Genomic DNA, 18203 nt, shown 5'->3' with positions numbered 1-18203 from the left:
TTATTTATTATTTCTTTTTTTAATTGCCTCACGTGTTTCACGGGCTGCATCCGCGTCATAGGTGCTGGTGCCTTTACCTCTGTTCCCTTGTTCTGCTGGAGGGGCTTCATACTTTGACTTAATTCCTTTACCTAACAGGCTAATTTTTTTGTCAAATTTTTCAAACTGATCTGCAATTAGATCAAATCCAGCTTCGTTGTCTTTTTGTGTTTTTGCATATTGCTTTTGAAAAACAGAGAAAGAATTAGCCAATCTGTTAATTGAATTCATCACTTCAGAATTACTAGGCTCTTCATCCCCTCCACCTTGTGGAGCGTCTTTTATTTCTGTAATTGCCCCATCAACAGTTACAATTGCACTTCCATCAGGAAGTAAATGTTCGTTGTCTTTGACTTTGCTTCCAGTATCATCGACTACTTGATCGCCAACTTTTGGCTCTTCAGCTTCGGTGACAACAGTTACGATTGAGCCATCAGCCAGCGTGATGTCTATATCGAATGTTTCACCCTCTTTTTTATTGCTGAATTTCTTTTTTAGGTTGTCTAAAAAGCTCATATTAAAATTTATTAAGGATTTACGATTAGAATAATTAGCATATCGGTCAAAGAAGTCTTGAATAATCGCTGGTTTTTTTGAAATTGTATCAAAAATTTTGGGGTTGTTGTCTAAAAAAGTAGTTACAACAACACCTAAGTCGTTAGGGTTTGAAGAAAAAAGAGAATCAGTTGCCGCAGGATCATCAACCAAATCAACTGCTTTGAATTTTTCTAGTTGATGTAATACTTTAACCTTGCCATTTACTGGTTTTTCATAAGTTTGAGAAAATATATGAATTGAATTTCCAAACATATCAGGATTAGTGTCTGCCATATGCATGATGTAATCAAACATTTTAACTCCTTTGCCCTCAACTTCTGTTTGTTTGGTTATTGAATCCAAATGTAAATCTGCATACACATTGCCATCTTGAATGTTAAAATTTCTGTAACGGCCAATGTACGTTCCAAAAGAAGTACTACACATATTAGGATGTCCGAATCTGGATTTTATTCCTCCATCAGATTCGTTTCCAGTTTTTACTAAATCATTTAAAAACAGCTCATCGAAATAACTATCATTTTGATTGTCTCCAAATTGTGCTATACAAGTATTTTTTAAAATTCCATTTTCCTTATCAACATTAATGTTTGTTGATGAGAAATTAGGGAGCGCTTTGAAATATTTAGAATTCATACAGTAACATTTTTTGTTACCGTAAAATTACTTTAAAAAACTGCATTGGTTAGGTAATAAAAATTACCTATCTTTGTTTTATGATAGTATTATACGTAATCGGAGCATTATTTTTATTGCTTGGTTGCTATCTCTGGATTAAACTTGTTTTTGTTTTGATGAACAAAATCTATCGATTTGCTTTTATAAAAAAGATAAGAGAAAATGCAAATCCATACATTCAGGAACAAAAAGCCAGAATGAAAAATGATAGAGATTATGAAGAATATCAAACTTGGATGAGAAAAAAAGGAGATGGATTTCCGCTTGAAAAAATCATTACAAGCGATGAAAAACAAGCAATTGCAAAACTTAAAAAGTACCTATGAGTTAGGTACTTTTTTTATTTTGATAATTTGGAAACTATTTTTTTTATCATCTCCCAATGTATTTTGAAATCGGCTGAACAAAAATGATAAGCATCCATTTTACTACTTCCATCATTAATATAAAAATGAAACTTTTCAAAAATTTCGAGATTACGAATCCAGTTAGGATTTATCAAACCTAGTTTTGTAAGTTCTTTAATTTCTTTTGTTTTATGTTTTAGTTTTACGTACAGCATATTACAAATATAGTAACAATAATTGTTACCAAAGTTTTTTTGGACATTTATAATTTTTACTTCTAACAGCAGTTGAAAGAGGGCAACCGCAACCGCCCTCTTTTTTACTGCAATACATGCCTTGGATTTCCGAAATTGAGTAATCAGGAAGTATCGCTGTGTGTAATCCGAACTTAGCTGCAGGACATTTAATACATATTTCTGCGCGTTCTTTCGCTAATTCTAAATTTGCCACATCATCTCCCTGAAGATAATTACTCCATCCATTTAATATATCATCTAACTTGCCCATAAGTCTGCTCCGTCTACTATTTTTGCGTAATCTTCTTGCTCATAATTTATATCTGTGACTGCCGTAAATACTTTAGGTTTTGGCAGATTAAGATTTGCTTCCGCTACTTTAGCTCCCAAAAGATCATAATCAATTCCCTGAGAATTATTTGTATTACTGTACATCTGAATAACTGATGATGGCAGGAACTGGCTTGAAAAATCTATTCCAGAATTTGCATTCATCATTCGCAACAATCCTTTATTGTTTTTAGTCGCTTCGGCAGTGATAACTGATTCTCCTTTTGATAACATCGCTGGAATACTGTCGCTGGTTCCGGTACCTGGTCCGTCCAGATCAACCGCACCTTTTGCAAGTTTAACATCTGTTTTTGTAGAATTGATCTTAGATATGTTTGCCAAACCTGCAGCGACTACCACTCCCGCAGCAACTGCTCCAAGTGCTGGCCCTACAATAGGAATCCCTGCTAAAGATTGGTAAGCTTTAACTGCTCCCAGATATGTATCGATTGTTGCTTGAGCTGTCGCTGCAACTTTACCCGCTGCAGTTTCTTTACCAAGTAAATCCGCTAAACTTCCAAATGTACTTGACGCTACTGCTAATTTTGCGTTGTAATAATTTGCATCTAACTGCTTCTTTAAAGCATCATATTTTTTATTTATGATAACAGTATCAGCTCCTGTTTTTTCTGCAGCCGCAACTTCTGCCGTTCTGGCTCTCTCAAGATTAGCAACTAAACTTTGATATTCATTTTCTACTTTGAGTGCTAGAATATCGGCTTCGTTCTGTTCGTCAATAGCTTTCTTATCTTTATCTTCCTGTGCTTTCTGATCAATTAAAGCCCTCTTTTCTTCATCAAACTTATCATCGATTGCTTTAATTTGAGCGTTGTATTCTTCAGCATTGATAACTCCCTCTTCTAACCGTTTAGTTTGAAACGCTGCCTCGGCTTCAGATATCCTATTTAAACGGTCAAGTTCCTGTGTTACTAACTCGTCAGTTAAGAACTTATTTGCATCTAATCTAGTTTTGTTGTTGTCTAAATAAGCTTGTAGTTCCTGATCGGCCAAAGCTATAACAACATTTGTTTGAGCTTTTAAATATTCATTCTTGATGTTGTTTTGATCTGTCAACAACTTAAGCTTATCGATCTCAGTTTTCTTAGATGCATCAAACTCTTTTTGTGCGATATCTAATTTCTTATCGCGAATCTGCTCTTCATACTTCAATCCCTCTGCTAGAGATTTTGCGCGATTTCCCTGTTGAGAAATAAACAAATCAAGTTCCGCTTTTGCCTTACGTGCTGCATCATCTAATATTTTTTGTCGAGCTTCCTCTGCTTTTTTTGCATCTTCAATTGCTTTCTTACGTGCTGCCTCTCTCGCGGCCTCTTGATCTTCCAACAACTTATTTTGTTTGTTGATGTTTTTTTCTTGGTTAGAGTAAAACTCATTTTCAATATCTGTACTTGCAAGAATAGCTTTCTTCAAATTATCGAAAAGCTCATCTGTATTATTGGTTTTACTTTCAACGAATTCTTTATATGCAAATCCTCTCTTTTGAAGTTCCGCAAATTCCGCAGCAGTCAACTTAGCTTCGTTTTTAATCTGCAAAAGGGCAAGTCTCATTTGTTCATCTGCATTTGCTTTTCGCTGTTGAAAATCTTCTTCCTCTAATTTAGACGCTCTTTGAAGTAATGACAATCTCTCCTCTTCTGATTTGGTTCTGTCTTTTGCCTGAATGTTTAAACGGTTAATCTCGGCTCTATTCTTAGCCGTTGCAATCTCCTGACCCTCCATAGCATCTTCCAAATCCTGTTGAGCTTTTTTAAGCTTAACGGCTTCATCATAAGCTTCTCCCATTGATTTACCCATGTCCTTAAAACCTTTGATTGGGTCAGCTAGAAAAGAACCAATCTTTTTTAGAGTTCCTCCCAGATCACTCAATCCAGTAACAAAAGACATTATACCTTGCTGAACTACTTTTATAACTGCTCCAAGTCCTGCCATCGCCTGTTCGACAAAATCTACCACAGGAGTAAAGGTTTTCAAATAAGAAATTAATAAGGCGATTGCAATAACAAGTAAACCAATACCAGTTGCAGCAATAGCTAATGCAAATATTCTCATCGCTCCGGTACCTAAGTTGGTTGCGATGGTCATAGCTTTTTGAGCTAATGTCATCGATTCTGTTCCATCGGCAGCGTTTCGCATGTTTTGCGCTGTCTCAACAATATCATCTTTGATTGGCTGAAATAACTTTGAGGTTTGTTTAAGCGCATCTCCAATAACTTTTAGTTCTCCTCCGAACAATCCACTTTCTGCTATTGCATCTTTAATGGCCGTTGTATAATCTCCAATACCAATTTTTTGCTTTTCGAGTTCTGAAACATTCTCTTTTATAAACTTATCATTCTCATCAATTCTGGCATTTATCTGCTCCAGCAATTTGAGTTGTTCCTCATCTGCTAAGTTTAATTCATTTCGAATTTTCTTTAACTCTTCATTATTCTTTTTTGCATCATTGATCGATTTGTTTTCTTGATCTAATGCTAAAGTGATCTTTTCATTTACAGAAAGAAACTCTCGATCTACACTAAGTAGATTAACCAACTGTTTTTGATTCTGATTATAATCAGAAGAAAGTCTCGCGATCTTTGCTGACAACTGGACATAAGTATCACTTGAAGTATCTCCGGCTTTTTTTAATGCAGCCTGAGCTTCTCTTGATTGGTCAAGTTCTTTTTTTAATTGAGATGATTTTGAAATGATCGCATCAACATCAATATCTAATTCTATTATTCTTCTTCTTTCTGCCATCTTAAAAATCTTCTATAACATTTACAAATTGTGATACTACATTATCTTTTGATAGGTTTACAATCCATTGAACTACTGTTGTTCCAAACAATCCGTTTCCTTTGTATGGAACGTCAACTATCATATACTTTTCTGAAACTTGAATAGTAGATGGCAATGAAAAGTTATACAGATCATAACTTCCAAAAGTGATTTCATTAGGAAGCGGTAAATCTGTATCAAAATCAATTCTAATTGTTCTTGTATTAGTACTCACATCAATTGAAATATTTTGCATGTGTGTAATTGTGATAAATGTCAACTCAGGTTCTGGAGGAGTAAATGTGCATGTAGAATTATTTTCAAACATCACATGATTAGATTGAATTGACTGACCAATCAACTCTAAATTAAAATCCCAGAATCCACCAGATAAAACCGTAATAGTAATGGTGTTTGTTGTTGGATTTACTATAGCATTGAAATATCTTTCTGGACCAAATTCAGGTGGCGGTACTATTCCAAAAGAATTTGGCTGTCCGACAACCATTATTGTTACAGGTAAATCAGCATCAGTTTCAAAATGAATAATTACATCGCAACCTGAAGTTTCAATACTTGTTATGGTAATGTAAGTACCTGGATTAGTTTCTGGCGGTGCCATCGTCTTACGATAATCAACTTCTATAATCTCACATTTGGTTGGTTTGTTTTTTATGAAGTTTACGATCTTATTTACAATGTAGTAACTGGCCAGCTTATCAATATAAATCAAGTTCTTAAATGTGAAGTTAGCAACGTCTCTTGTGGTAAGATTAAAATTTGCTTCCAATGTTTTTGATTTATCCAATAGACTTTCCATTTCTGAATAATTATCATAAATGATTTCTTGAAAGTTTAATCGATAATAATTTTCAATTTGAATTGTATTTATCGTTGTCTCAGTATTCAAACTTTCAGAACCGATTGCAATCGGACTACCAAATGAATGCTCTTTACTTCGCAGAAAATAATATCTCCCTGTCAGCTCTTTATAATCAACTGTGTTATCATCTTTAATTTCTTTATTCCAGAATTTATAAGTACGCAAAAGCAATCCAGCAACATAAACTTTAAGCCTCTCCGGGCTGTAAATTTTTGAAGTCAGGATTGGATTTTCTTCGGCAAGGTTTTCATTTTTAACAGTTATGAAACCATCGTTATAACTTGAGTTCTCTTCATTATATCGATACTTGAAAATATTCTTTTGAGCATAGTTAGAAAAGATGTATTTCTCATTTGCTTTTCCATTGAACTTTCCAGACCAATCTTCAACTACCTCACTTTGCACAATCTCTTTTATTGTTCTAAAATCGATGTTGTTTGAGTATTTATCTTTGAACATTGTAAGTCCGAAAGACTGCATGATCTCATTTATAAAGTCCTTTGCTTTGAAATCCAAAAGAGCTTCTTCAAAATTTGCATCATAACCGACTACATAATCTAAAGTGGTGATCATAGAACCAGTAAGAGGATTATTCACACCTCCACCAATGTAACCAGACAAAGGAGAACTGATGTAAAGCTTATCACCTACAGCAACATTTATATTTGCAGTAGTTACAGCAGTATCAAATGATCCTGTTTCTTTTACTTCATCCGTTGAACTTCTTAATGTCCAGTTTAGAAAACTTGAAGTTCCTGCATTGTTTGAAAAATTTCCCGATGCTTTAATTCTAAATACTCCTGTTTGTTTTATTACTGTATAAGAATTATTATTAGATGCATAAGCATTATCAAAAGCATTTGGGAATATAATGGAGTAATAGAAATGAACATACTCAATACCGGTTCCCGTTGGAACAGCACTTGAATTTTGTCCAATCTCAGAATTCTGTGATGTGATTAGATTTACAATCGGCTCTAATGTTGGAACTGGTTTTGGAAATGTCATCCAGTGATTTAAAAACTTTTCGGATGAGAAAACAGATCCTGTGTACGTAAATCCAGTATATTGAAAAACCCTATCCCACAAGTAACTTGTTCTTGCACTTGGAAGTTGATAATCTATATTTAAAGCTCCCGTTGATGTGATATTGTTACCGTTATAATCGGCTATCATATACATGTAATTTAAATCTCCAGCGAAAGAAGCAATAACATTATCTAAGTTTTTAACGTGATTCAACTCGGATATGCCAACATTTGTTAACGTTAACCCCTCAATTCCTTTATAAAAATCAATGTTACCATCGTAAACATAAATCTCATATCCTTTACCATCTGTCATTTGAGTTATATTGCCCCAGCCTTTGTAAATCAAACATTCTCCAGTTATGGAATCAAACAAATCGACCACTGCTCTTTCGTATGGTAAATTGGATTGATTGCCGACCAAACCAACTCTATCTAAGTTTCGCACATTCTCAGCGCATGGAAGAGCAATGAACTTATTTGTAAAATTGGTTTGACGACTTGAGAACTTTGCCAGGTCATTCACTTGTTTAGTTTGAGCTACTGGCTTAGCATCTGAAAGCTTTATCAACTTTCCGTTTATGTAAAGCATGTAACTCATAACGTTTGCATGTATCTGGTTGGTAAATCAAACTCTACATAATAGCTATAAAGTTTCTTCTTAGGTTCTTTAACTTGAAATGAAGATGTTTTTAAACGAACTTCCATCCAGTCGTTAAGATTCGCTTTTGAAAATCTTTCACCAGTAAATAAGTATATTTTAGGACTGTCAATAATTCCCTCAAAAATTAAACGGTCACGGTCAGACAATCTCTCGGCTGCACATCTTATTGTTTCATCTCCCGTTTTTCCTGTCTGTAAAGTTGGCGAAGAGGTGTCTTCTAAATTGTAAAAATCATTTTCGATCTCTGAGCCATACTTTGCAGTTCTAGTAATGAAGTGACGTTTATCCATTAACCAATAATTGAAACGGCCGTTCTTGTTTAAGAATTTAACGTACACTCCGCAGCGGGCCTCTTCTTTGTATAATGTCAAGTTCAGATTCTGATTAATAACACCGATAAAAAACTGAAGATTGTTTTCTCCATCTACTAATGGTAAGAAGTTCTCAATGTTGATATCTGTTCGTCCGTCCGATACATACAGAGAATTGAACTTCCCTTTTGATAAAAACTGATGATCTAATCCGTTTGAATTATTCTTTAAAACAAATGGTGATGTCGGATTATTTGGATTATAGAAAGTAAATTCAAAAGGATAACCGGACCAGTATCTCAAATAGCATGAATTGTTCGAACGATCTTCTACTGGAGATAGAATGGCCAATTGGTTAGGAACAAATAATATTTGATTTTTCTTATAGTCGGTTATCTGGTCAACTCCAACATAAAACTTCAAATCTCTTGATACTGCTTCACTTGTTGTATCAACAAAGTTTATCCTGATTATTACCGTACCCTCCAAATAAAACCCATCTGACACATCATAAGTAAATGTATCAGAGTTCGTTTCGTCTAAATTGTGAGCTGTATCATCAGAGAAGTTTTTTGTATTGATCTCTGCTGCAATGTATTCTTGAAAGTTGAAATAGAAAGTTCCGTTTGGATGTGGATAAAGCAGCACGTCAATTCCTAAACCAACAATTTGAGCTGTGGCAGGAGCAATTGGCGAATCAGAGCTAAACTGTACAATATGATTATTGTACGCAGTAAGCAACTTATCCGTTGGAATGTCTTTTGAAAATACTATAGCCATTGTTTGATTGTGTTAAAAATTGAATACAGAACAAAAAACGCAATCCACATAACTGCGTAAATGGTTAAAATCACTTTAATTATATTTCTTCTAAATGCTCTCATTATGCTACTTCTCTAAAAATCTCTAAAACATCTACTTGGATTCTACTCATGAACACTTCGCCTAATTCATCCAGCATCTTAGCCAAATCGTTTGCAAGGAAATCATCTACTACTTCAGTTATCACTTTACCTTTGTTGTGTTCATTCGGAACTGTGATTCCCTCAGTCGCTATTTTTCTAGCAACTAGAAAAACAAACCCTTTTTTATTCTCTGCAAAGTCAGCTGGTAAAATACCTTTCTTATCAACCCACTCACTTATTTCGTCAAACGTTCCAGTATCTGGATTGTACGGCGGGAACTTTCCAGAAGCGCGACCGTTCTCCATGTAGTAAGAATGATCTGCGCCCCACATTATCATTTTGGTTGGTGTCACTTCTGGTTCTAATGAATCAGCATATAACCCAGAAGCACGAAGACCTAACTCATCGTATTTTGCAATAAGCTTAACTCTAAGCATCTCTAAATACTTATTGTAAATTGCTTCGTTATCTCTAGTGTTAAAAGCATTACTCATAATCGATACTGAATTTTATCTTTAATCCGTCCATATTGGTATCATAGATGTTTGACACTTCAATTTCACTCCATGCTGAAATGGACCATCCGTCACATTCCAAAAAGGCATTATAGATTCTTTCGGATTCGGCTTCTAAATTCTTAATGTGAGTTTCATATTTGTATTCGTAAGTCGGGTCACTAAACTTAGACCTAACAAGCAACACCATCTCCCCACTATATCTATAAGAAGTTATTGCGCCGTGCTTATTGATTGTGAAACCTCGATCTTTCCATAAAAGCAATAAGTACTTTTGGCGATCAGCAAACGGCAGCTCTTCATCTTTTTGGTAATCTCCAAGATTCTGCCAATCATCCTTACCATACTTAAAGTTCCACTTAGGTTCAGTGGTTAACGCATTAAGCTGTTCAACTATCTCTTTTAAGTTTTCTACTAGCATTTTCTTGTAATGTTTTGTTTATATCATATCTCTTCTTGTCAATGCACAACTTGCGGAATATCTTAGCGTAAGCAATCCTTAACCAGTCATCGCTTTTTAACAGATCACCTTTCGTTAATACATCAAGTGTCAAACTATATCCGAACTCCTGAAGTTCCTCCGCACCCGCATTCTTCTCTTCATCCGTAAGATCATTTGACAGTTCTTGAAACTCGATCTTAATCATCTCCGATACTTGTTTTGCAATCCATCCATAAACCGCAAATGCATTGAACATTTCAAGTTTGATGAAGTCCTTTTCAGTTATGCCGAAAACGATCTTAAACACCTCAAACATATTCTCATCAACAATGGCCATTCGCAATTCAATGATATCTGACCAAGACAAAAACCAAAAGTTATCCTGCTTCGGTTTAACAACCTTACTTTTAAACACGCCTCTTAATCTAAGTTGGCTGTTCAGCTTCAAACAATCCAGAACAGTATAATTGACGAAATCCCGAACCTCCTTAGATAGTCCAGAATACTGCGTCAACATCAATCTGCTGCTAAATACTTTATCTATGCTAACTTGCTTGTACCCCATGAGCCTTGTACTTTGTTTGTTTGGTAATAAGCGAAATAACCTCCCGCCTCATTTATGTGATCGAATCCAGTTGTTTTGTCTGGTTCGCCGTTCTTATATGCTTGCTGCTCTAATGCCTCTGTATATACTGGACATGTGTTTGTATTAACATAATATGTCGGTTCGCCTTTAGCTGGTTTAAATCCAATATTAACCGCGTTCACACGATCTTTAACAAATGGATTCTTCGACAGTTTTCTAACAACAAACTTGTTATCTTTTAATATCTGGATATCCGACTTCCCACTTGACTTTCTATTATCTCCACTCGCATCAGGATATATGACAATGCTGTGGTTTGGGAACTTCTCTTTTATAAGTCCGCACATCTCAGGTGTGTCATATGCATTCACTATCTCAGCAACTGCCGTCTTCTTAGTTCCGTCGATAACATGAACAACAGCATTCATTTTAGTAATATTGAAGTCCATTCCGATATGAAGTATATCATTGCTCTGAATGGTCCTGTTTGAATGGTTTGCAACCCTATTGAAGTTTCGATAAACGGTACCGCTTGTTAGGTTTACAAACTCGCCATTCAAATAAGCTTCTAACTGCTCTTCGGTGTAACTCATCATTAGAGTACTGATATAGCTTTCCGATATAAACGGGTTATTCTTCGTTTGTGCTTTAATAAGCTTTTTGTTCTCATGTGGATTCTTAACAAAGAAGTCGTATAAGAACTTGAAGCCCTCAGGCGTTGAAACAAAGTCCAAACTATTTGAAGCACCATCCGGCAGCGGAACACTTAACCTTGCAACTACTTTAATAAACACATCTTTCATGTGTGTAGTCGATAAGATGTCAGCCTCATCAATCAAACTATATCCGACCTCATAACCGATTATAGTATCTGGATTATCCATTGATCTTAAAATGATCTTACCGAACTGAGTTATAAACTCATGATCAGTTTTGTTAAGAACGTATTGAACTCCAAAATCAGAAAGTAACTTCTCAAACTTTGGATAAGCGATATCTTTAATCAAACCATACGTAGGCAGATAGTAAGCAACATCGATTCCTGGATAAGCAAGCTTTTTTAAACAAGTCTTAATTGCTCCAGCTTGAGACTTACCTGATCTGAAACCGCCAACAATACCCGTATGAATGAAATTGCTTTCAATAAATTCGGCTTGATGTTCTAACAGTTCCATTTACTTCTTATTCTTGATTATTGTAAACTCTATCGGTTTAATCTCTGTATCGTACTTGATATCTTTTCTTTCGATCAATCCCAGATCGCGGGCAATTATATTCGGATTAAATGCACCAACTGCAGCGCCCTCAAATTTTTGGGTGTAAATTATTTCTTCCACGCGTGTAATGACTTCGAAAAAGTCTTTGTAAGGCTCTTTTGTTTTATAGTTAATCCACGTCTGATTATCGATGTCAAGGAAGATTCTTAAGCCTGTTAAAGTGTATGGCGTTTCCGTTGGTATTAAAACTTTTTGATTCTTTGCCCCTTTGTAATCTACCTTATTCCATTTGCGTTTGTCGGTGGCCTCAAAGTATTCAACACAAGAAAGCCAAAGCATTTCTGGAGATGAAAAAAGCTTTTCTCTACCGTGCTTTGATCTTAATTTCCACCATTGATTATTTTTCGTCGCTGCCATTAATAAGAGTTTTGATCACAACAAATATACAATTTATAGTAACAATATTTGTTACCGTAGAAATTAATAAAATCAATCATATCAGCATTTAATATTCAACACTATAACAATAATTGTTACCAATAAATAAAAAATAAATGTTAAAATTGTTTCACGTAACAAATATGTTACGTATCTTTGTAGGGTAGAATTGAAACAATTATTAACAATTAAAATTTAAACAATGAAAAAAAGAAAATTAAGCTGGGCGTTAAGGTTAGAGAACCTTATTAGAAAACCAAAAGAGATGTTAGAAGATTGGTTTATATACTGGGTTAAGTATTCAATCGATGAGGAGTTAAATAAAAACATTTTCATGTATGATGAAAGCAACGAAATCCTAGATTACTTCTCAACAACATCAGCCGGATACCAAGTTGGAATGATCATCTTGATGGAAAACAAAAAGTTCTTAATCGAAAGAATTGAAGTAGATAAGAAATGTATTCACTGGGATTTATACGGAAAGGTAATTAACTAAATTTAAAACGAGAGGTCGAAAGGCCTCTCTTAAAAAAACTTAAAAGCATTATGAAAAGATATACTAAAAGAATGATAAAAAAACTAATGAGTTTCCTTTTGCATGATTACTTAGTTTCTTTTGTCGAACAGGAAATGAGTTTTCAAATTCAATTTGTAGAAAATGGAAAAACAATCACAACACATCAAATGTATGTTGTTCCACAGATCGGATGCAAAGTAGATGTAAACGATAGATTGTTTTTGGTTAAAGATATTATCTATTCTCCCTACGGGTCAGCAAACAAAGTAATAGGCAAGTTTATTTAGGGCCTTAATAAAAAAACCTCTCAATTACGAGAGGTTTTACCTTTTGTAGAAAGGAAACTTAATTATTAAAATTAAATTTGCGGTAAATGTAATCATTAATCTTATGGAACCAATCGATAAAATTATAAAAGTATTAGAGGATTTCGGCATGTCTGGCGTTAAAGCAGCCGAAGCTATGGGCATCACTCACGCAACTTTCAGACAAAAGAAAAACGAAAATTCAATACGTCACACTTTCAATGAAAAGAATTATCAAGATTTAGTTTTGTTTATAAAAAACAAGGCTTCGGAACTTTAATCTTTTTTAATCGTCCAGCCAACTGTACTTTTACTACAGGCATCAAAAACAGCATGCTGATACTTTCGACATTCTTCAAGCGTTATTTCTCCTGCTAAAAGCTTTTTAATAGCCTCTTGATGTTCATCATTAGCTTTTTCTATCGCAGGATCTGTTTCAAAGATGGTGCTTGTATACTTATACTTTTCCATGATTTGCTTTTTGCAAATTTACATCAGGAATATTTTAAATCGAAAGAATGGCATGTTAATAATTGTAACAAAAATATTTTCAAGAAATCTATTTACGGATTAAGCTTATTTTGTTTAAAAATAACTTCAAAACGTTTATTTATTTTCAAATAATCATTCTCATTTTTCATGAGAGAAAAATCAGAAATAATTTTGTCCTTTACTTTCAAATCTACGTATGGAGTAATAATTTTAATTTTTCTATTAAAATCTCTAATCATATCGGCTTCAGCTTCTTTTTGACTATTAGAGAACTGTACAGCGATGAATAACATTCCAGATACAACACCTAACACTAAAGGAACAAATTTTGATTTTCCTATTATTTTAACATATTTTAGTTTTTGTTTGTTTGCTTCGGTAATTTCCCTTTCAACATCATCAACACTCTCGATATCAGTTGCTTCATCAGCAATTCTTTTTTCTAAATACCCTCCCAACATATAAGAATAAATACATGCAGCGGTCAGAAATAAAGTTGAAAAAAACATTATAAAAGACATTATTAATGCATCATGATTTCTAGGTCCATGTGCCACTGAAATTATCATCCGGTCGTATAACGATTGAGAGATATTTTTATAAATGTTTGGTATATATTCGTATAAATTCTGAATGGAGTACCATCCCACTCCAACAATTACGGATACTACAACTTTTGCAAAAATTTTACTTGGAGTAAGCTCGTTCTTAAAATCATTAGAAATAATTTTTTTCATACTTTTTTCTTATTTATTCACCTATACAATACCCGATGTTACTCCATTCATAAAAAATATTCCTAATTGAGTTAACTCATATTTGTATCCAGTAGAATCTAGTCTTATCATTCCTAATGACCCTAATTTTTTTATACTTACATCATAATTTTCAGAATAATAAGTAGCATCGATTCTGTGATTTTGGTTTATGTTTTTTAAAAGCTCTAATGTTTTTGTGTCAAAATTTTTATACAATTTCCTAAATTGTTCATAAACATCCTCAATTTTTTTTTCTTTTTCAAGTAGCAAGTTGTATTGATTATTTACAGCTGCGTAACTACTTGTTGCAGATTCCAAGCTCTTTGACATTTCAGAAATATTATTGATGTGTTTTAACTCTAACTGCTCATTAATACCTTCTGCCTTAATAGCTGCATCAATACTCTTTTCAAGTTTAGCTTCTAATGTAGCAATCCTTTTATCTAAAGTTTTCTTATTCTCTAAAGTAAAAATTTGTTTCTTATCAATTTGTCTAACAATATAAGGCTCTGCAATTTTATAATAAAAATCGGTCAATGCTCTAGAAATCCCTAACAGAATAAAAGTTAGCATTAAACTGAAAAGAGAAATGCCAGTAATTTTCCAGAACTCAGGCCAAAAACATATTTCAGAAAAATATTTACGAACGTAATTAATTTTCCATTCCATTGTTCTTTTCGCGTCGAAACTAAAAAAAGCAAAAACAATATCCCAATGCTTAATAAGCCATACACTTAACATTGTTCCTATAAAAGGATTTCTGATTTTACTTTTGTAATTAGACAGAAATGAATCAATATAATCAGTCATATATTTTTATGTTTTTATATTACAAACATAAAAAAAAGCCACTAATATAGCGGCTATCGTTTTTAAATAATCTTTGTTTAAATTTTAAAATTCAATTTTGTTTATCAATTTATTCGCTTCAATAACCAATGGAACATGCTGGCCTCCATACTTCTCAAACTCCTTGACAATTCTTTTTAAAACATCTAACATGTCCGGCGAAGCTTCAATCAATTTAAAATTAGCTGAAACAATCTGCTCCCGTTCTTCTTGATTCTCTTCGGTCGTATCTTCGTCATCTATACACATTGTACAAACAACATTTCCGTCTTGATCGTAAATTGAAGTATCAGACCAACTATGCTCTACTACTTCCCATTTTCTTAATTCATTCATACATTTATGGGTTTAGAAGTATAAGGCAAACCACATTGATTACAACACCATGTTTGGCCTATACTGGATTCACATTTACATTTTTGCGAAAAGTCATATTTAAACTGTTCCGCATATTCTTCCATTGCTTTTAGAACTCTGTCACGAAAAAAAACTGAACTATGATCAACAAATAAATCATCTAATCCCGGGCAATGCTTAATTAATATTTGTTTTGCTGCTTCCATTTTTTAGTTTTTATTTAATGCCTAGCCATTCCGCAAAAGTCAAAGAAGAATCCGAATGCAGATAATCTCTATATCTCTGCTTTGATCTTGGGTTTTTCGGTTTAGGCGGTTTATAATTAAAAGTTTCTAAGTACTCCACTTTCCAAGTTGGGTGGCACGGTAACGGCATTAGCTTTTTATCGTCGTAAAACACCACACCAATATAGTTTCCTTTATCTTCTGTGATTACTCCTTTACGATCTGCAACAGTTACCTCTCTAAACATCTCAGCTGGCACACTGTATCGGTTTCTTATATATTCGAATTCTTCCATTACTATATTTTTAGCTTATTATTTAAATATAATTCTGAGCATTTAGCGCAAAGGCACTCATACTTATCATGGTACTTATCTTCAATTACAATCCGGCTCAAGCATTCTTCACTCCATCGAAACACTATACTGCAGTTTATGCAGCTGTAAAGTTTAATCTCTACTTCTATTGCTGGAGCCGGATTTTTAAAAACAATCTTCATTTATTACTTTTCTATCCATTGCCTTTTCCTTTCTCCACAACATACAAAGCAATCGCAATAATTGCCAGCAGTCCAATTCCCATTCTAACCCATTCTCTTACTGTAATTCCTAAAAATGTTTTCATGATTAAAGTTGTTTAGATTATTTATTTGCTTCATAAAAAGCCCTTGCAAATCCTTGAGAACACATACTTCGAATATCAGTATCACACTTTATAAATTCCCGCGCCCAATGAAACTCTGGAATTAAATCGACTGCTGATTTGTGGAAGTAAACAAGACCAGGCTTTTTTCTTTTACCTCTGATATATAATTTGTCATTCTTTGGCACATCTTCCCAATTCTTATAAATGGTTTCAGGAATGTTGAAGTTTCCCCAAAGAGCTGTTTTCTTTGTCCACGGGCTGCCAAACTCCCACGGCTGGTAAATCATTACTGGAGCGCCGATCACATCTTTTAATTTTCCCGTGGCCGGATTCTCCATGTACCAGAACTTTAACTTGTGGCCGTCCTGTTCACATTCTTTTATTACTCGGAAGCAGTGATTAACTAAGAACATCCCTTTTTCGATATCCTTTTCTTTATCGAATCCAACAGCAATTGAGAAGTGAGTACAAACCGGATTGCAAAGCACTCCGTAAACATTCGGCGGCGGATGATAGTTCTCAACTCCAATTTCAATTCCAACTTTGATAACTTCGTAATCTGGGTCTAAATGATAAAACAAACTATCGCTGCCGATATCCGCACACAGATGTAAAATGATTTTCTTACTCATACTGCATTACTTTAGATTTTGATTTAATTCTTTTTCTTAATATAGAGTTGTAGTTTTCTCTAATAATTGCTTTGGCCTGCCAAACATCTACAGCATTTCCAATGTGTTTTTTTTGCTGTGTCTGGTTTCCAGTAAGAATATAATTCTCAGGAAAACCTTGTATTTTTTTCAGCTCTGCAATCTTCAACATTCTTATGTAAATTTTTTGAATGCCGTTTAAAATCATAAACTCTTTTAGCTCCTTTACAATTTCAGAATCACTCTCTTTTATAAAATCTTTTGGATAGCCTCTTTCGGTCTGTAAAAGATAAATTGGCTTTTTATCTAATCTTGCAATTACCGTAAAACATGACTCATCTAATGATTTTGCTGTTCGTCCAAACTGAGTGTCCATAAGCCAATCTAAACACATTAAATTATGTTTAGGCGTTGTTGTAACCGTATTTGCTGAACTATCAACACTCGAAGTTGTGAGTTTAGAATAATCGTATTGCATATAATGTAATGCAAATCTATCTTTAGTTGTCAAAGTGTTACATGAATCGCCTATTGAGTGAGATCCTCCATTGCCATAATATGAAGTAAGAAAGTGAACTTCTTTATTAATTTCCTTTTTTGCTCCCTCCAGAATTCTTTTGTATGTTTTGTCTGATTTTACTTTTGCAAAAATGCAATTGCCTTTATCTTTTAGATCAAGTATATCTCGAACTGGTTTTCTCTTTTGTAAAGGAAACAATGAATTTTTATCTGGTTTTTTACTATGTGTTTGATCTGGCCATGATATAGGTAAACCTATTCTTGAGAACTGTATAAATAATCTTTCTCTTGATTGGTACGAACCAAAATCAGCTGCATTTAAAATACGTTTATCATAATTGAATCCTAAGGATTTAATCTCGTCAACCCATCTCACATAATCGGTTCCAGCTGTTTTAGATACTGGTTTCCCATTCTCATCTAATGGCCCCCAAGACATAAACTCACGAACGTTTTCAACATAGAAGTAATCAGGTTTCAAAGCCTCCAAATACATTTCCATGTGTTCAGCCAAACTCCTACTATCTGCATCTCTTGGCAATCCTCCTTTAGCTCTACTGAAATTTATACACTCTAAGCTAGCCCAAAAGTTAATTAAGCATTCTGGGAAAAATTTTCTTAATTCTTCCACAAACATTTTAAGTTTGAATACAACTTTAAAATCTCTGATATCCTCAGTAAAATGCAACGTGTGTGGATGGTTCGCTGCATGGCTATCAATCGCCACTTGATCGTGATTAACACATGCAGCAACAAACATATTTGTTATGTTCGAAAAGTGTATTCCTGTTGAGGTACCACCAGCTCCACAAAAAGTATCAATCCAAAAAATTAATAACTCATCTCTTTTATAAGTTCGTTTCACATAATTAATAAACATTGCTATTTGTTCTCTGAACTCTTTTTCTTCTTTAAAATCTATCATGC

22 protein-coding genes are annotated in these 18203 nt (G+C 34.0%); 4 read left to right on the top strand and 18 right to left on the bottom strand.

The genetic code is table 11. The features are described 5' to 3' along the window. Window positions 1-1233 (bottom strand): hypothetical protein, encoded by a 1233-nt coding sequence (locus C4F50_RS23650; protein WP_194141099.1) that lies wholly within the window; start codon window positions 1231-1233, stop codon window positions 1-3. A gap of 158 nt (window positions 1234-1391) precedes the next feature. Between C4F50_RS23650 and C4F50_RS23645 the strand changes: the two genes are divergently transcribed. Further along, on the top strand, window positions 1392-1601 hold the full coding sequence (locus tag C4F50_RS23645; protein ID WP_194141098.1) for a hypothetical protein: 210 nt from the start codon (window positions 1392-1394) through the stop codon (window positions 1599-1601). Window positions 1602-1862: 261 nt separating this feature from the next. Here C4F50_RS23645 and C4F50_RS23640 read toward each other — a convergent pair whose 3' ends face one another. The 9 genes from C4F50_RS23640 to C4F50_RS23600 form a co-directional block, all read right to left on the bottom strand. Continuing rightward, on the bottom strand, window positions 1863-2129 hold the full coding sequence (locus C4F50_RS23640; protein ID WP_194141097.1) for a hypothetical protein: 267 nt from the start codon (window positions 2127-2129) through the stop codon (window positions 1863-1865). Beyond that, window positions 2117-4948: a hypothetical protein gene (locus C4F50_RS23635; RefSeq protein WP_194141096.1), complete on the bottom strand. Its 2832-nt coding sequence runs from the start codon at window positions 4946-4948 to the stop codon at window positions 2117-2119. The genes C4F50_RS23640 and C4F50_RS23635 overlap by 13 nt, the downstream gene beginning before the upstream one ends. 1 nt (window position 4949) lies before the next feature. Continuing rightward, a complete protein-coding gene (locus C4F50_RS23630) occupies window positions 4950-7481 on the bottom strand; it encodes a hypothetical protein (protein ID WP_194141095.1) in 2532 nt (843 codons plus the stop codon). Continuing rightward, complete coding sequence (locus C4F50_RS23625; RefSeq protein ID WP_194141094.1) at window positions 7478-8635, bottom strand: hypothetical protein; 1158 nt, start codon at window positions 8633-8635, stop codon at window positions 7478-7480. The genes C4F50_RS23630 and C4F50_RS23625 overlap by 4 nt, the downstream gene beginning before the upstream one ends. 103 nt (window positions 8636-8738) lie before the next feature. Beyond that, window positions 8739-9197 (bottom strand): hypothetical protein, encoded by a 459-nt coding sequence (locus tag C4F50_RS23620; RefSeq protein ID WP_194141093.1) that lies wholly within the window; start codon window positions 9195-9197, stop codon window positions 8739-8741. Window positions 9198-9246: 49 nt separating this feature from the next. Continuing rightward, window positions 9247-9696, bottom strand: coding sequence for a hypothetical protein (locus C4F50_RS23615; protein WP_194141092.1), 450 nt, complete (start codon window positions 9694-9696; stop codon window positions 9247-9249). Then, window positions 9665-10282, bottom strand: a complete 618-nt coding sequence (locus tag C4F50_RS23610) for a hypothetical protein (RefSeq protein ID WP_194141091.1) — start codon at window positions 10280-10282, stop codon at window positions 9665-9667. The genes C4F50_RS23615 and C4F50_RS23610 overlap by 32 nt, the downstream gene beginning before the upstream one ends. After that, entirely contained in the window at window positions 10258-11478 is a 1221-nt protein-coding gene (locus C4F50_RS23605) for a terminase large subunit domain-containing protein (RefSeq protein ID WP_194141090.1), read from the bottom strand. Before C4F50_RS23605 ends, C4F50_RS23610 begins: the two co-directional genes overlap by 25 nt. Then, a complete protein-coding gene (locus C4F50_RS23600; RefSeq protein ID WP_194141089.1) occupies window positions 11479-11937 on the bottom strand; it encodes a DNA-packaging protein in 459 nt (152 codons plus the stop codon). Between the two features lie 223 nt (window positions 11938-12160). On the opposite strand from C4F50_RS23600, the gene C4F50_RS23595 reads away from it, so the two are divergent. The 3 genes from C4F50_RS23595 to C4F50_RS23585 all read left to right on the top strand — a co-directional run bounded on the left by C4F50_RS23595 (window position 12161) and on the right by C4F50_RS23585 (window position 13063). Then, the gene (locus tag C4F50_RS23595) at window positions 12161-12457 is read left to right on the top strand and encodes a hypothetical protein (protein ID WP_194141088.1); all 297 of its coding nucleotides are present in this window, start codon (window positions 12161-12163) and stop codon (window positions 12455-12457) included. Between the two features lie 71 nt (window positions 12458-12528). Then, window positions 12529-12765 (top strand): hypothetical protein, encoded by a 237-nt coding sequence (locus C4F50_RS23590; protein ID WP_194141087.1) that lies wholly within the window; start codon window positions 12529-12531, stop codon window positions 12763-12765. A gap of 103 nt (window positions 12766-12868) precedes the next feature. Beyond that, window positions 12869-13063 (top strand): hypothetical protein, encoded by a 195-nt coding sequence (locus tag C4F50_RS23585; protein ID WP_194141086.1) that lies wholly within the window; start codon window positions 12869-12871, stop codon window positions 13061-13063. Here the strand turns inward: C4F50_RS23585 and C4F50_RS23580 are convergent. The 8 genes from C4F50_RS23580 to C4F50_RS23545 form a co-directional block, all read right to left on the bottom strand. Beyond that, window positions 13060-13254: a hypothetical protein gene (locus tag C4F50_RS23580; RefSeq protein WP_194141085.1), complete on the bottom strand. Its 195-nt coding sequence runs from the start codon at window positions 13252-13254 to the stop codon at window positions 13060-13062. The genes C4F50_RS23585 and C4F50_RS23580 overlap by 4 nt on opposite strands. A 92-nt stretch (window positions 13255-13346) precedes the next feature. Continuing rightward, window positions 13347-14012 (bottom strand): hypothetical protein, encoded by a 666-nt coding sequence (locus C4F50_RS23575; protein ID WP_194141084.1) that lies wholly within the window; start codon window positions 14010-14012, stop codon window positions 13347-13349. 21 nt (window positions 14013-14033) lie between these two features. Next, window positions 14034-14843: a hypothetical protein gene (locus C4F50_RS23570; protein ID WP_194141083.1), complete on the bottom strand. Its 810-nt coding sequence runs from the start codon at window positions 14841-14843 to the stop codon at window positions 14034-14036. Window positions 14844-14927: 84 nt separating this feature from the next. Further along, window positions 14928-15218, bottom strand: coding sequence for a hypothetical protein (locus C4F50_RS23565; RefSeq protein WP_194141082.1), 291 nt, complete (start codon window positions 15216-15218; stop codon window positions 14928-14930). After that, window positions 15215-15445, bottom strand: a complete 231-nt coding sequence (locus C4F50_RS23560) for a hypothetical protein (RefSeq protein WP_194141081.1) — start codon at window positions 15443-15445, stop codon at window positions 15215-15217. The genes C4F50_RS23565 and C4F50_RS23560 overlap by 4 nt, the downstream gene beginning before the upstream one ends. A 10-nt stretch (window positions 15446-15455) precedes the next feature. Further along, window positions 15456-15758, bottom strand: a complete 303-nt coding sequence (locus C4F50_RS23555) for a hypothetical protein (RefSeq protein ID WP_194141080.1) — start codon at window positions 15756-15758, stop codon at window positions 15456-15458. 345 nt (window positions 15759-16103) lie between these two features. Further along, entirely contained in the window at window positions 16104-16739 is a 636-nt protein-coding gene (locus C4F50_RS23550; protein ID WP_228012125.1) for a hypothetical protein, read from the bottom strand. Further along, window positions 16732-18201: a DNA cytosine methyltransferase gene (locus tag C4F50_RS23545; protein ID WP_228012124.1), complete on the bottom strand. Its 1470-nt coding sequence runs from the start codon at window positions 18199-18201 to the stop codon at window positions 16732-16734. Before C4F50_RS23545 ends, C4F50_RS23550 begins: the two co-directional genes overlap by 8 nt. Window positions 18202-18203: the final 2 nt, after the last annotated feature.

It is taken from the genome of Flavobacterium hungaricum, from assembly GCF_015182285.1.
GTDB classification, from domain to species: Bacteria; Bacteroidota; Bacteroidia; order Flavobacteriales; family Flavobacteriaceae; genus Flavobacterium; species Flavobacterium hungaricum.
Note: the sequence above shows the minus strand (reverse complement) of the source record. Positions and strands in the feature narration are given on the sequence as shown.